Source organism: Rhodoferax sp. (assembly GCF_018780565.1).
GTDB lineage: Bacteria > Pseudomonadota > Gammaproteobacteria > Burkholderiales > Burkholderiaceae_C > Rhodoferax.
This window is the reverse complement of sequence record NZ_JADMJN010000005.1, coordinates 153,734-166,760: the sequence shown is the minus strand read 5'-3', so window position 1 is coordinate 166,760 and position 13,027 is coordinate 153,734. Positions and strand designations below refer to the sequence as shown.

Annotated in this window: 15 protein-coding genes; 14 read left to right on the top strand and 1 reads right to left on the bottom strand. The window is 59.2% G+C overall.

Going from position 1 to position 13,027, the window contains the following annotated elements; genetic code table 11:
* The first annotated feature begins 22 nt into the window (after nucleotides 1-22).
* From IV109_RS08295 to IV109_RS08280, 4 genes are all read left to right on the top strand, one after another.
* Nucleotides 23-1,480 carry an aromatic ring-hydroxylating dioxygenase subunit alpha gene (locus tag IV109_RS08295; protein ID WP_296694797.1) on the top strand — a complete coding sequence of 486 codons (1,458 nt, stop codon included), beginning with the start codon at nucleotides 23-25 and terminating at the stop codon, nucleotides 1,478-1,480.
* Nucleotides 1,477-2,991, top strand: a complete 1,515-nt coding sequence (locus tag IV109_RS08290) for a glutamine synthetase family protein (protein WP_296694795.1) — start codon at nucleotides 1,477-1,479, stop codon at nucleotides 2,989-2,991. The genes IV109_RS08295 and IV109_RS08290 overlap by 4 nt, the downstream gene beginning before the upstream one ends.
* 69 nt (nucleotides 2,992-3,060) lie before the next feature.
* Nucleotides 3,061-3,351: a 2Fe-2S iron-sulfur cluster-binding protein gene (locus tag IV109_RS08285; protein WP_296694793.1), complete on the top strand. Its 291-nt coding sequence runs from the start codon at nucleotides 3,061-3,063 to the stop codon at nucleotides 3,349-3,351.
* A 20-nt stretch (nucleotides 3,352-3,371) separates the two neighbouring features.
* Nucleotides 3,372-3,674 (top strand): antibiotic biosynthesis monooxygenase, encoded by a 303-nt coding sequence (locus IV109_RS08280; RefSeq protein WP_296694791.1) that lies wholly within the window; start codon nucleotides 3,372-3,374, stop codon nucleotides 3,672-3,674.
* A 25-nt stretch (nucleotides 3,675-3,699) separates the two neighbouring features.
* Here IV109_RS08280 and IV109_RS08275 read toward each other — a convergent pair whose 3' ends face one another.
* Nucleotides 3,700-4,140, bottom strand: coding sequence for a MarR family transcriptional regulator (locus IV109_RS08275; RefSeq protein ID WP_296694788.1), 441 nt, complete (start codon nucleotides 4,138-4,140; stop codon nucleotides 3,700-3,702).
* 127 nt (nucleotides 4,141-4,267) lie between these two features.
* Here IV109_RS08275 and IV109_RS08270 point away from each other — a divergent pair, with 127 nt between their 5' ends.
* From IV109_RS08270 to IV109_RS08225, 10 genes are all read left to right on the top strand, one after another.
* Nucleotides 4,268-5,458, top strand: a complete 1,191-nt coding sequence (locus IV109_RS08270; RefSeq protein ID WP_296694786.1) for a 3-hydroxybenzoate 6-monooxygenase — start codon at nucleotides 4,268-4,270, stop codon at nucleotides 5,456-5,458.
* A gap of 8 nt (nucleotides 5,459-5,466) precedes the next feature.
* On the top strand, nucleotides 5,467-6,513 hold the full coding sequence (gene gtdA / locus IV109_RS08265) for a gentisate 1,2-dioxygenase (protein WP_296694784.1): 1,047 nt from the start codon (nucleotides 5,467-5,469) through the stop codon (nucleotides 6,511-6,513).
* Complete coding sequence (locus IV109_RS08260) at nucleotides 6,510-7,205, top strand: fumarylacetoacetate hydrolase family protein (RefSeq protein ID WP_296694782.1); 696 nt, start codon at nucleotides 6,510-6,512, stop codon at nucleotides 7,203-7,205. Before gtdA ends, IV109_RS08260 begins: the two co-directional genes overlap by 4 nt.
* A gap of 124 nt (nucleotides 7,206-7,329) precedes the next feature.
* A complete protein-coding gene (locus tag IV109_RS08255) occupies nucleotides 7,330-7,806 on the top strand; it encodes a TRAP transporter small permease (protein ID WP_296694779.1) in 477 nt (158 codons plus the stop codon).
* The gene (locus IV109_RS08250; RefSeq protein ID WP_296694777.1) at nucleotides 7,803-9,122 is read left to right on the top strand and encodes a TRAP transporter large permease; all 1,320 of its coding nucleotides are present in this window, start codon (nucleotides 7,803-7,805) and stop codon (nucleotides 9,120-9,122) included. Before IV109_RS08255 ends, IV109_RS08250 begins: the two co-directional genes overlap by 4 nt.
* Before the next feature lie 71 nt (nucleotides 9,123-9,193).
* A complete protein-coding gene (locus tag IV109_RS08245) occupies nucleotides 9,194-10,291 on the top strand; it encodes a TRAP transporter substrate-binding protein (protein ID WP_296694774.1) in 1,098 nt (365 codons plus the stop codon).
* Nucleotides 10,292-10,363: 72 nt separating this feature from the next.
* Nucleotides 10,364-10,909: an NUDIX hydrolase gene (locus IV109_RS08240; protein WP_296694771.1), complete on the top strand. Its 546-nt coding sequence runs from the start codon at nucleotides 10,364-10,366 to the stop codon at nucleotides 10,907-10,909.
* The gene (locus IV109_RS08235) at nucleotides 10,902-11,033 is read left to right on the top strand and encodes a hypothetical protein (protein ID WP_296694769.1); all 132 of its coding nucleotides are present in this window, start codon (nucleotides 10,902-10,904) and stop codon (nucleotides 11,031-11,033) included. Before IV109_RS08240 ends, IV109_RS08235 begins: the two co-directional genes overlap by 8 nt.
* Before the next feature lie 19 nt (nucleotides 11,034-11,052).
* A complete protein-coding gene (locus IV109_RS08230) occupies nucleotides 11,053-12,483 on the top strand; it encodes an exonuclease domain-containing protein (protein ID WP_296694767.1) in 1,431 nt (476 codons plus the stop codon).
* Nucleotides 12,484-12,545: 62 nt separating this feature from the next.
* Nucleotides 12,546-13,019 (top strand): hypothetical protein, encoded by a 474-nt coding sequence (locus IV109_RS08225; RefSeq protein WP_296694765.1) that lies wholly within the window; start codon nucleotides 12,546-12,548, stop codon nucleotides 13,017-13,019.
* Nucleotides 13,020-13,027 lie beyond the last annotated feature (8 nt).

Here is a 13,027-nt window from a genome sequence, read left to right as displayed (position 1 = left end):
TTCACACCACACAGGGAGGCCCATGAAAGCCGAACAGAATGAACTGATCACACGCATTGGACCCCATACACCCTGCGGCAATTTGATGCGCCACTATTGGCAGCCCGTGGCGCTGGTGGACGAGTTCAACCCCGAGCTGGCCCCGGCGATGGCGGTGCGCCCGGTGAAAGCGGTTCAACTGCTGGGGCAGAACCTGGTGCTTTTCAGGAATCGCCCCACGCAAGCCGGTGAAGCCACTGAAGCGGAGTGGGCGCTGCTGGACCGGGACTGCCCCCACCGCGGCGCCGACCTGTCCTTTGGTCGCCTTGAAGAAACCACCAGCGGCAGCGGCCTGCGCTGCCCGTTTCACGGCTGGAAATTCGATGCAAAGGGCCAGTGCGTGGACACACCCGCAGAGCCCTCTGGCAGCAAGCTGTGCGAGCGCGTCAAGCAGCGCAGCTACCCGGTTATCGAGAAAAGTGGCGTCCTGTTCGCCTGGATGGGCCCAGAAGGATCAACACCACCGCCTTTTGCCCCGTTTGACTGTTTCACCGCACCCGGCACACACACTTTTGCCTTCAAGGGCCTTTGGGCCTGCAACTGGCTGCAGGCCTTTGAAGTTGGCATCGACCCGGCACACGCCTCATTTCTGCATCGTTTTTTCAAGGACGAATCATTGGACGAAGCCTATGGGCGCCAATTTCGCGGTGCCAGCGCAGGCAGTATCGATGGCAAGCGCTGGCCCATGACCCGTGTGATGCGCGAGTTTGATCAGCCCGAGATCAGTTTTGAAAGCACCGACTACGGCATGCAGATCACCGCCCTGCGCGCCCTCACCCCCGAGCTCACCCATGTGCGCGTGACCAACGCGATTTTTCCACATGCCTTTGTGATTCCGCTGTCAGAGCACATCACCATCACCCAGTTCCATGTGCCGGTGGACGACACGCATACCTACTGGTATGCCATCTTCACCAGCTTCACCGAGCCGCTGAACAAGGAAGCCATGCGCAACCAGCGCCTCAAAGCCGTCACCCTGCCCGACTACATTCCCATCTCGGGACGGCACAACAACTGGGGCTTTGATCCACAGGAGCAGATCGAGCGCACCTACCTCGGCATGGGCGAAGACGATATCAACGTCCACGACCAATGGGCTTGCGAAAGCATGGGCGCAATTGCCGACCGCACACGCGAACATCTTGGCACCACCGACAAGGTCATCATGGCCAACCGGCGGGTGCTGCTCAAGGCGATTGAAACGGTGCAGGCCGCAGGCATTCCCCCAGGCGTGGCCAATGCCGCCATTGCCACCACCCTGACCGGCCCTGACACGGTGGACGGCATTGCCCCGGCCGCTGGCTGGGATGCCTTCTGGCGGGATACCGCTGCGGCCAAACGGGCCGGCGCACCCTGGCTGGCAAGCCATGCCCCGGCACCGGTGAGCGCCAAAGTGGTCGGTGCCGCTACCGACTACTCGCCACATACCGAAGCCTCATGAGTTCGTTTGCCGAACAATGTGGCGTACACGACAGCACGCGACAAAGTGCACTGGCACACACCACCCGGCTGATCGAAGCCAGTGGCATTGAACTGGTGCGTTTCGCCTGGTGCGACCTGCACGGAGTACTGCGCGGAAAATCCCTGATGGCCAGCGCCGCCGCCAAGGCCATGCAAAACGGTGTTGGCATGGTCAGCACCCTGATGCTCAAGGACACCTCGGACCGCACCGCCTACAAGGTGTTCGAGGCGGGCGGTACATCTGATTTGCCGGGCTTCGAATACGCCAGCAACCTGATGCTGCTGGCCGATCCGGGCAGCTTCAAACCACTGCCCTGGGCCACGAAGACCGGATGGATGCAAGGCCAGCTGCGGTTCCTGGACGGCCGCCCTGTGGAACTCGATACCCGCCATGTGCTCCAGCTTGCCCTGCAGCGCCTGAAGCAGGCCGGGTATGGCATGAAGTGCGGCCTGGAGATCGAGCTGCACGTCTATCGCCTGGACCAGGACTCGCCCGACCAAGCCCTCGATCCGGAGCAAGCGGCCTGGCCAGGACTGCCCCCCAGGGTTTCCATGATCCACCCGGGCTACAGCCTGCTGAACGAGACCTGGTTCGACATGTCGGAGGAACCGCTTCGCATCATCAGGGACACGGCCCTGGCGCTGGGCCTGCCTCTGCATTCCCTAGAGGTGGAGTTTGGCCCCAGCCAGGTCGAAGCCGTATTCGACGCCACCGACGCGCTGACGGCGGCCGACAACATGGTGCTGTTTCGCAATGGCGTCAAGCAGGCGTTGCGCCGCGCCGGCTTTCATGCCACCTTCATGTGCCGCCCGCCTTTTCCCAACATCATGTCCAGTGGCTGGCACCTGCACCAGTCTCTGTTCGAGCTGAACGATGCCGCCTCCAACGCGCCGGATCACGCGCCCCGGCGCAACGCCTTCATGCGGGACCAACCCGGTGCCGGCACGCTGCCGAACGACGCGCAGTACACCTTGTCGGAAATTGGCGAACACTACCTGGCGGGGCTCCTGGCCCACGCGCGCGCCATGACGGTGTTTTGCACACCGACCGTCAACGGGTTTGGGCGCTTTCAGCCCAACGCCCTGGCGCCGCAATCGGTGCTGTGGGGCCGGGACAACCGTGGCGCCATGTTGCGTGTGGTCGGCGGCAGTGGCGACCCCGCCACCCGCATTGAAAACCGCATCGGCGAACCCGCCGCCAATCCCTACCTGTACCTGGCCTCGCAGATTCACGCGGGTCTGGACGGTATACAGCGCCGACTCAAGGCACCGCCTGCCACGGATGCCCCTTACGGTTCGCTTGACACCCGGCTGCCCACCTCGCTGAATGAAGCACTGGACGCACTGCTGGCCGATCAAGTGCTGGTCGATGCCTTTGGCAGCGCCTTTGTCAACTACCTGGTTCGGGTCAAACGATCCGAAGCCAGTCGCTACGAGGAAGCTGTCGACAAGATTGACTTCCAACGGCGCGAATACTTCAGCCGAATCTAAGTTCAGCAATCCATGATCACTATCAAATTCATAGCTAATAGCCAAGAAAAATCAAGGGCCAGTGCCACAATGACCCACACAATTCAGGCCCCAACAGGTCAAAGCCTGATGCAGGCCGCCATCGGCGCCGGGATTCCCGGCATCGAGGCTGATTGTGGCGGCATGCTGACCTGCGCCACCTGCCACGTGCATGTGCATGAACCCTTTGCCAGTCTGATACCGCCAGCGGATACGGAAGAACTTGGCATGCTGGAGTTCACCGCGGAGGCTGCCCAAGCCAACAGCCGGCTCAGTTGCCAGATCCAGTTAAGCGATGCCCTGGATGGCTTGACGGTAGACTTGCCAGCCAGTCAGCATTAACCCCACACTTGGAGACCCCCATGATTCTCGAACTCGCCGACATCCGCATTCATCCCGGTCAGAACGCCGCTTTCGAAGAGGCCATTCAGCGCGGTTTGAAAAGCGTGATCCATGAAGCCAAAGGATTCCAGGGCTACAAGGTCAACCGGGGCATTGAAAGCAGCGAGCGCTATATCCTGCAAATTTTCTGGGACACACTGGAAGACCACACCGTGGGCTTTCGCCAGTCAGAAGCTTTCACGAAATGGCGTGCGATTGTGGGTCCGTTCTTCGCCAGCGCCCCCGTGGTCGAACACTTTGAGTTGGTGAGCAAGTCGGCCTGAGCGCCATCGCCCCCAGCGGTTCGATCTACTGTGCCGCCTCGTGTCCGGCCACCAGCTTGTCCAGCAAGGACATCAGCTGCTCTCGCTCGGTGGCAGTGAGCGGACTCATGATGCGGGTCTGCACCCGGTTGACGGCTTGCTTCATCTGCTGGGCAAGCTGCGCGCCTTCAGGCGTGATCCACAAAAGCTTGCGGCGCTTGTCCAGCTGATCGGCCTCACGCCTGACCCAGCCCTTGGCCTCCAGCCGCCCTATGGCCGAGCCTGATGTGGCCGCATCCAGCGCCACCCGCCCCGCCAGCGTGATCTGATCTGCACCAGGCGTCTCGATCAGCGCGTTCAGTATCGCAAACTGCACGGGGGTGACGTCAAAACCAGTGGTCTCCTCCATGAAGATGCCGACAGATATCTGGTGCGAGCGCCGGATCAAGTGTCCGGGTGCTTGCAGAAAATTGAAACTTTTGGCCATGGCAGGAGTTTAAGCGAGCAAGGGTAAATACTCATCCTCAAAATGATATGTATACTTATCATTATTGAACTGCATCAAGGCAGAAAACCGGAATCCGTTCTATTCACACAAACTTGCCAATCACGCCATGAACTCACAACACATTGTTATCGCCGGCGGCGGCATTGGTGGCCTTGCCGCCGCGCTGGTTCTGGGCCGTCAGGGCTATCAGATCACGGTACTGGAACAGTCAGATGCCTTTGGCGAAATCGGCGCCGGCATTCAGATCGGCCCCAACGCCTTTCGCATGTTCGAGCATCTCGGGCTTACCGATGCCATCGACAAGGTGGCCTATTTCCCGCCTGCACTGCAGATGCGCGATGTGCGCACCGGCGAGCTCGTGGTTCGGGCACCGGTGGGCGACGTCGCGCAGGCAGCCTACGGATTTCGCTACGGGGTGATCTACCGGGTTGACATCCACAATGTATTTTTGAACGCCTGTGCGGCCCTGCCCAACATCACACTGCGCACCAATGCCAAGTTAGCCAGCTACGTGCAGGATTCCGCTGGCGTCCGGGTCAGCCTGGCGGCTGGCGAGACGATACAGGCCGATGCGCTGATCGGTGCCGACGGCCTGTGGAGCAGCGTGCGCCAATCCATCGTCGCCGACGGCAAGCCCAGGGTGTCAGGCCACATTGCCTACCGTGCGGTCTTGCCGGTGGCCGATGTGCCGGAACATCTCTACAGCCCCGATGTGGTGCTATGGGGCGGTGAAAAAACGCACCTGGTGCACTACCCACTGCGCCGGGGCGAGCTGTTCAATCTGGTGGCGGTATTTCACAGCAGCCAATTTGACGAAGGCTGGAACACCTTTGGCGACCCGGCCGAGCTGACCGATCGCTTTGCCAAGGCCGCGCCGCAAGTCAAAGAGCTGCTGGCCAAAATCGATACCTGGAAGATGTGGGTGCTGTGCGACCGCGAGCCGGTCAGCAACTGGTCCGACAATCGGGTCACCCTGCTGGGCGACGCGGCGCACCCCATGCTGCAGTATCTGGCGCAAGGCGCCTGCATGGCAATTGAAGATGCGGTGGTACTGGGCGCAGTACTGAAGCAACACAAGGGAAACTTCGCCACCGCATTCCAGAAATACCAGCAAGCCCGCTACCTGCGCACCGGTCGCGTGCAGTTGACCGCCCGTTTCTATGGCGACATTTACCATGCATCGGGCGTGCAACGCGAGTTGCGCAACCAGATGTTCCAGAGTGGCACCGAAAGCGCCGGTTTTGCCGGGCTATCGTGGCTGTACCAGGGCATTGACCCCCATCAGACTTTTGCATGAGACCCGCCATGAGCCCTATTTCATCCGTGCGTCAACAGCTCTACCAGGACATGGCGCCCCTGAACATGACCCCGCTGTGGGAGGTGCTTCACGCGCTGGTACCACCCCAGCCCTCGTCCCCCTGTGTTCCATCGCTATGGAAATATGAGCAAATCAAGCCCTTTCTGAAGCGTGCCGGAGAAGCCATCACCGCCGAAGAAGCGGTGCGCCGCGTGCTGATTCTGGAAAACCCTGCACTGCGAGGCCAGTCGGCCGTGACCCAGTCACTGTATGCCGGCTTGCAACTCATCCTGCCCGGTGAAGTGGCGCCCTGTCACCGCCATACCCAGAGCGCGCTGCGCTTCATTGTGGAAGGCGAAGGCGCCTACACGGCGGTGGATGGCGAACGCACAACCATGCATCCCGGTGATTTCATCATCACGCCCAGCTGGACCTGGCATGACCATGGCAATCAGGCCAGCGAGCCCGTGGTCTGGCTGGACGGCCTGGACATCCCCATGATCCGTTTCTTCGATGCCGGCTTTGCCGAAAACGACACCGCCCAATCCCAAACCGTCCAACGCGCCGAAGGCAACAGCTTTGCGCGTTATGGCCACAATATGGCGCCGGTTCGGGGTGATGCGCCCTTCGGCGCCACATCGCCGATTTTCAGCTACCCCTATGAGCGCAGCCGGGAAGCGCTGCACCATCTGGAAAGCAACGCCCCGATCGATGACTGGGACGGCATCAAACTGCGCTACATCAATCCGGCCACAGGCGGCTCGCCCATGCCGACCATGGCCACCTTCATGCAACGGTTGCCCGCCGGATTTGAAGGCAAAGCCTCGCGGCAGACCGACGGCGCCGTCTACAGCGTGGTGGAGGGTGCGGGTACTGCGTATATCGAGGGCCCCAACGGGCCGGTACGATTCGACTTCGAGACTCGCGACCATTTTGTTGTTCCGTCCTGGCAGGCCTTGCGCCTGGCATCCGTCAAAGGATGTGTGCTGTTCAGCTATTCCGACCGCCCCGTGCATCAGGCACTGGGCATTCACAAAGAAGAGAGGATTTCATGAGCTACGTTTTCAATCCCGCCCCTGTTGTCTCGGTGCCCGTTCTTGGCATCGCCGAGCGCTTTCCGGTACACCGCATTTACTGCGTCGGCCGCAACTACGAGGAACACGCCAAAGAAATGGGCTTTACCGGTCGAGAGCCGCCCTTTTTCTTTCTCAAGCCCACCGATTCACTGATCGTTGTTCCCGAAGGCGAGACCGGCGCGATGCCCTACCCCAGCCTGACGCACAACCTGCATCATGAAATTGAGTTGGTCGTGGCCATCGGCACAGGTGGCAAAAACATCAAGGCCGCCGACGCCTACAAACACATCTACGGTTATGCCGTGGGTCTGGACATGACTCGCCGCGATCTGCAAAACGACATGAAGAAGCAGGGTCGCCCCTGGTGCATTGGCAAAGCCTTCGACCAGTCAGCCCCGATCGGCCCCATCACACCGGCGGCTGCAGTCAGCGATATCGCCCATGCAGAGATCTCCCTGCAGGTCAATGGACAGGATCGCCAGCGTAGCAACGTGTCCAAGCTGATCTGGAACATTGCCGAGACCATTGAGCATTTGTCCGCCGCCTGGGAATTGCAGCCTGGCGATCTGATCTACACCGGCACACCCGAAGGCGTCGCAGCCGTGGTGGCTGGCGATACGCTGGTTGGCAAGGTAAACACTTTGTGCGAACTGCGGGTCCAGATATACTGAAATGAGATAGCAGCTTGTGGCCCTCCCGTTTCCGAACGCGGCCACAATCCTGCCATGATCTGCCGGGACACGCCGCACAATCTTCATGTGTGGTATTCCGATAACCTGCACTGGAGACGTCGCCTTGCTTTTGCTTGCCAGACTGGCGCGGTATTGCGCCATCACCGCCGGATTACTGCTAACCCTCATCACTTTGGCTACTTGTGCCAGCCTGATTGGTCGCAACACGACAGGCGCTACTTTGGTTGGCGATTTTGAGTTAACCGGCGTTGTCGCCGGAGCCGCCATCGCACTTTTCCTGCCTTGGTGCCAGCTCAAACGCGGCAACATCATTGTCGACTTCTTCACCGCCAAAGCCAGCGACAAGACCAACGCCCGTCTTGACCAATTCGGGACCTTGTTGATGGGCCTCGTCATGGCATTGCTGGCATGGCGAACCGGCGTGGGCGGACTCAACGCCTTTGATACCCGATCGGGCACGATGATGCTGGGATTCCCTGAGTGGATTGTTTACGCAAGCATGGTTCCGCCGCTGCTGTTGACGGCCGTGATCAGTATCTGGCAGGCTTTGAGCGGCAACACCGACGAGGTGCAAGCATGAGCCCGCTGATGCTGACACTGATGATCTTTGCCATCATGCTGGTCCTGATGGCCATTCGAGTCCCCATTGCCGTGTCCATGTTTGTGGCGGGTGGTGTGGGCTACGTTGCCCAGGCGGGCTGGGGGCCTTTGAGCAACTTTCTCAACACCCACGCTTTTGCCCGCTTCGCCAGCTATGACTTGTCTGTCATTCCGCTGTTCATCCTGATGGGGCACTTCGCTACCCAGGGCGGCATTTCCAAGGCTCTGTTTGGTTTCGCCAGTGCGGTGATGTCGCGCTTCAAGGGGGGCTTGGCCATGGCGGCGGTGCTGGCCAGTGCAGCCTTCGGCGCTATCTGCGGATCGTCGGTTGCCACAGCGGCCACCATCACGTCTGTGGCACTCCCGGAAATGAAGCGCCACGGCTATTCCGGGCGACTGTCCACCGGCACACTGGCCGCAGGCGGCACACTGGGTATTCTGATTCCGCCATCCGTTCCGCTGGTTATTTACGCCATTCTGGCCGAGCAGAACATCGCCAAGCTGTTTGCCGCAGCCATGGTGCCGGGCATCATCGCCATGGTGGGCTACATGATTGCCATTGCCATCTACGTCCGTCTCGTCCCGGGGCAGGCCCCTGACAACGACACAGTCCGGGAAAAAATCACCGGGCAGACTCTGATGGGCATCATGCCGATTGCCATCGTTTTCCTGATTGTCTTTGGCGGTATCTACGGCGGTCTGTTCACCCCGACCGAGGGCGCAGCTGTCGGCGCGGCGGCCACTTTTGTGGCGGCACTGCTCAAGCGCGAACTGACCATCAAGAAGCTCAAGTACTGTTTCTACGCAACAGCCGAAGGCTCGGCCATGATCTTCATGATCTTCATCGGCGCTGACCTGATGAACTCTGCGCTGGCCCTGACCCAAGTCCCCAACCAGCTGGCAGGTGTGGTTCAGGGCTGGGGGCTTGCACCGCTGATGGTGGTATCTGCCATCCTGCTGTTCTATGTGGTGCTCGGCGCTGTGATGGACGAGCTCTCGATGATTCTGCTGACCATTCCGATTTTCTTCCCCATGATCATGGGTCTTGACTTCGGCATGCCCAAGGACTCTGTGGCCATCTGGTTTGGCATCATGGTGCTGATGACCGTCGGCTTTGGCCTGCTGGCGCCACCCGTCGGGTTGAACGTATACGTCGTCAACGGCATGGCGAAAGACGTACCGATCTCGGAAAGCTACAAAGGCGTCATGCCGTTCCTGATCAGTGACGTGTTCCGTACGCTGCTGTTGCTTTTCTTCCCCGGAATTTCCTTGTGGCTGGTGAAATTTGTCACGTGAGGGTAAATCCCGTCAACCCTCAAGCCTGATTTCAGTTACCTTCATTGTCAGCAACCTTTTTTGGAGCCCTCATGATTCAACGACGCACCCTACTCAAGTCCACCGCAGCGGCAGCGGCCTTGGGCGTACCAGCCTTCAGCAGCCATGCGCAACAAACTGTCACACTGAAGTTCCATACCTTCATGTCACCGATGTCCAATGTGTGGCTGAACATGCACAAGGCCTGGATGAACAAGGTGGAAAAAGAATCTGGCGGACGCATCAAATTTGAAGCCTATCCGGCCATGCAGCTGGGTGGCACACCCGTGCAACTGTATGACCAGGCCAAAGACGGTGTTGTGGACATCGTGTGGACCCTGCCAGGCAATACGGCCGGACGTTTCCCGCGCATTGAAGTGTTTGAACTGCCCTTCATGATGAACAATGCCGAGGCAACATCCAAGGCCTATTGGGAATATGTGCAAACCGTGGCCCAGGATGAGTTCAAGGACACCCATGTGATCGCATTGCAGGTACATGGCCCCGGCATGTTCCATACCAAGGACAAGCAGATCAAAACCGCCGCCGATCTGAAGGGCCTCAAAATGCGGGGTCCAACACGCCAAATTACCAAGATGCTGGGCTACCTCGGTGCCACCCCGGTGGGCATGCCGCTGCCGGGAATTCCTGACGCCCTGTCCAAAGGCACGATTGACGGCGCGGTGATCCCATGGGAAGTCGTCCCCTCGGTCAAGGTGCACGAGCTCACCAAGTTCCACAGCGAGTTCGACCCCTCAGGTGGCGCCCTGTACACCACCACATTTGTCATGGCAATGAACAAGGCCAAGTACAACTCGCTGCCTGCAGACCTGAAGAAAGTCATCGACGACAACTCCGGCTTGGAAACCTCAGGCTGGCTGGGCAAGGTTCAACAGAACGGCGATATTGCGGGCCGTCAATCGGCCGTCGATCGCAAGAACACCATCTATACCATCCCCTCGTCAGATGCCCAGGAATTCCGCCGTAAAGCCAACCTGGTTGAAGTGGAGTGGATGGAAGACATGAACAAGCGCGGCTTCGACGGTCGCAAGCTGCTCGATACCGCACGGGCTTTGATTGAGAAACACGGCAAGGCAGCAGCGGCCCCCGCCAAGGCTACGCCCGCCAAAGCCGCACCGAAAAAGCCCTGAGTCTTAGGTCAATTTCCGTAAAAGGACTCCAATGGAGTCCTTTTTTTTGATTTCAAATTACACTGCGGGTATATGTTTCGTCAACCCATCAAGCACTGTAAAAACTGTGGCGTAACCGTTGTCTACCGTATTCCGGATGACGGTGACACCAAAGAACGCGCAGTTTGCCAGGCCTGCCTCACCATCCACTACGAAAACCCGCTCAACGTGGTCGGCACCATCCCCTATTGGGGCGACAAGGTGCTGCTGTGCAAACGCAATATTGAGCCGCGCTGGGGCAAATGGACGCTTCCGGCGGGTTTCATGGAACTCAATGAAACCGTGGCCGAAGGCGCTGCGCGCGAGACGGTCGAAGAGGCAGGGGCACAATTCGAGCTGGAAGGATTTTTTTCACTCGTCAACGTCGCCCGCGTTGGGCAGGTCCATATGTTTTACCGGGCACGCCTGCTCAGCGACACTTTTGATCCCGGCGTTGAAACCATCGAGGCCCGCCTTTTCGCCGAGGACGAAATCCCCTGGGACGAGATCGCATTCAGAACCGTCAAGGAAACGCTGGAGCGCTATTTTGCTGATCGCCGTGCCGGCCACTTCGCCATTCATGCCATTGATATTGCCTGACCTTTTTGGCGAACAGTTAACGGACATCAGGGATCGCCTGGAACTGTGGCTCTATCGTATCGGCGCCTACCTGATCATCAACGTGATGGATGATCCTGCCTGGTTGGCGCTGATGTTTTGCTAGTGCCTGTAGCACAAACCCCATGCTGCCCTGCTTCGTCCTGCTTGACCTCGAAACCACAGGCGGCAATCCGGTTCACGACCGTATCACCGAAATTGCGGCCGTGCGCATCGAGAACGGACAGGAAGTAGCGCGCTGGAGCACCCTGGTGCATCCCGGCACCAGCATTCCATCTTTCATCCAGAATCTGACCGGCATCACCGACGACATGGTGGCCGATGCGCCACGCTTCCCTGAAGTAGCGCCCCAATTGCTGGAAATCCTTGAGGGCGCCGTACTGGTAGCCCATAACGTGCGCTTTGATCACGGCTTCCTGCTCAATGAATTCGCACGGCTGGAATGCACGCTGCAAGTCAAAACCCTGTGCACCGTTCGTTTGTCACGCAAGCTCTACCCGCAGTATCGTGGTCATGGACTGGATGCAATCATGCAGCGCCACGGCTTGCGGACCCAGGCACGGCATCGCGCCATGGGCGATGTGGACGTGGTGCAAGCATGGCTGCAGATCGCCTCGAAAGAACTGGGGACAGATCTGATCCGCAGCCAGGCGCAAGCACTTCTGCAAAGCAGCGCCGCCCTGCCCCCACAATTGGAAACCCCGATCAATGACCTGCCCGCGTCGGTCGGGGTGTACCTGTTCTATGGCGAAAGTCCACTGCCTTTGTACATTGGCAAAAGCGTCAACCTGCGCAGCCGGGTGATGTCGCATTTTCAGGCCACGTCCAAACAGTCGCGCGAGATGCGCATCGCGCTGGAGATTCGCCGCATTGAGTGGATTGAAACAGCCGGCGAGCTGGGCGCACTGCTGCTGGAAGCCCGGCTGGTCAAGGAAATGCAGCCGATCCACAACCGCCAGTTGAGACGTGAAAGGACTCTGTGTGCCTGGCGATTGGCCGAGGATTCGCTTACCCAACCCTTATTGAGCATGGTTCGCGGTGACGCGTTGCAGCCGACGGAGTTTGCCCGCATGTATGGGGTTTACCGCTCCAGACGTCAGGCACTGGACAGCCTGCGCGAATTGGCCGACGCCCATGCGCTATGTCCTCAAGCCTTGGGGCTTGAGTCTGGCAAGGGACCATGCTTCGCCCGCCAGATTGGGCGTTGCAAGGGCGTGTGCTGCGGGCAGGAAAAGCCCCAGCTGCATCACCTGCGTCTCCAACTGGCACTGGCTCAGCAGAGGCTACAGGTGTGGCCCTACCCCGGAAAAATTGGCCTGCGCGAACACAACCCGCAGACGGGTCGCACCGACATTCACATTTTTGACCAATGGTGCCATCTGGCTACGGTGCATGACGAGCTCGAACTGGAAGACGCGCTGGGTGCCAATAAAACGCTGTCGTTTGACCTGGATACTTACCGCTTGCTGCTCAAACAGCTTCAGGGCGCGCATTTTGGCGCTGAATTACTCCAGCTGGCAGACAAGCATCGGGCCCACGTAGGAAAAACCACTTGACCCGTCTATGGCTGCGTCAGATACTGATCCACAGGTGCACCACATTTGCTTAAGGCTGATCCATGAATGCTGATAGCAGTTTGAAAATTACGACCAAAGACGTCGCCCCCACCCGGTTCGCGGCGCATGGGATTGTTGAAATATTTTTCGAAAACGACATCCTCTTTTACGAGTGTTTTGGACCTTTCAACAAGGAATTGGTCGACGCAATGGCTGTTGCCCAAATGGAGTTCCTCCAAACCACAGACCGTGATGCAGGTCCTTGGGGCAGCATTTGCCTGATGCGCGGCAGCGCCCTCGCATCGCCGGACGCGATGGTCCGCTATTCGGAAATGATGCACGCCAGCAAGCCCCCGCAATTCACGCCTGTTGCCACTGCATTTTCGGTGGCACCTGAAGTTGAGGGCGGCAGTCTGATGATGCCGCTTTACGCGGACATCTATGCCAGCATCGCCCGCCCTTTCAAGAGCTTCGATGCACTGGACGATGCCAGGCGCTGGGTTCAATCCATGATTGACGCCGAAAAAACGAGATAGGTTGAAAG

Coding starts and splice junctions, on each gene's coding strand:
- IV109_RS08295 (WP_296694797.1), top strand. CDS start 23: ATGAAAGCCGAACAGAATGAACTGATCACACGCATTGGACCCCATACA.
- IV109_RS08290 (WP_296694795.1), top strand. CDS start 1,477: ATGAGTTCGTTTGCCGAACAATGTGGCGTACACGACAGCACGCGACAA.
- IV109_RS08285 (WP_296694793.1), top strand. CDS start 3,061: ATGACCCACACAATTCAGGCCCCAACAGGTCAAAGCCTGATGCAGGCC.
- IV109_RS08280 (WP_296694791.1), top strand. CDS start 3,372: ATGATTCTCGAACTCGCCGACATCCGCATTCATCCCGGTCAGAACGCC.
- IV109_RS08275 (WP_296694788.1), bottom strand. CDS start 4,140: ATGGCCAAAAGTTTCAATTTTCTGCAAGCACCCGGACACTTGATCCGG.
- IV109_RS08270 (WP_296694786.1), top strand. CDS start 4,268: ATGAACTCACAACACATTGTTATCGCCGGCGGCGGCATTGGTGGCCTT.
- gtdA (WP_296694784.1), top strand. CDS start 5,467: ATGAGCCCTATTTCATCCGTGCGTCAACAGCTCTACCAGGACATGGCG.
- IV109_RS08260 (WP_296694782.1), top strand. CDS start 6,510: ATGAGCTACGTTTTCAATCCCGCCCCTGTTGTCTCGGTGCCCGTTCTT.
- IV109_RS08250 (WP_296694777.1), top strand. CDS start 7,803: ATGAGCCCGCTGATGCTGACACTGATGATCTTTGCCATCATGCTGGTC.
- IV109_RS08245 (WP_296694774.1), top strand. CDS start 9,194: ATGATTCAACGACGCACCCTACTCAAGTCCACCGCAGCGGCAGCGGCC.
- IV109_RS08240 (WP_296694771.1), top strand. CDS start 10,364: ATGTTTCGTCAACCCATCAAGCACTGTAAAAACTGTGGCGTAACCGTT.
- IV109_RS08230 (WP_296694767.1), top strand. CDS start 11,053: ATGCTGCCCTGCTTCGTCCTGCTTGACCTCGAAACCACAGGCGGCAAT.
- IV109_RS08225 (WP_296694765.1), top strand. CDS start 12,546: ATGAATGCTGATAGCAGTTTGAAAATTACGACCAAAGACGTCGCCCCC.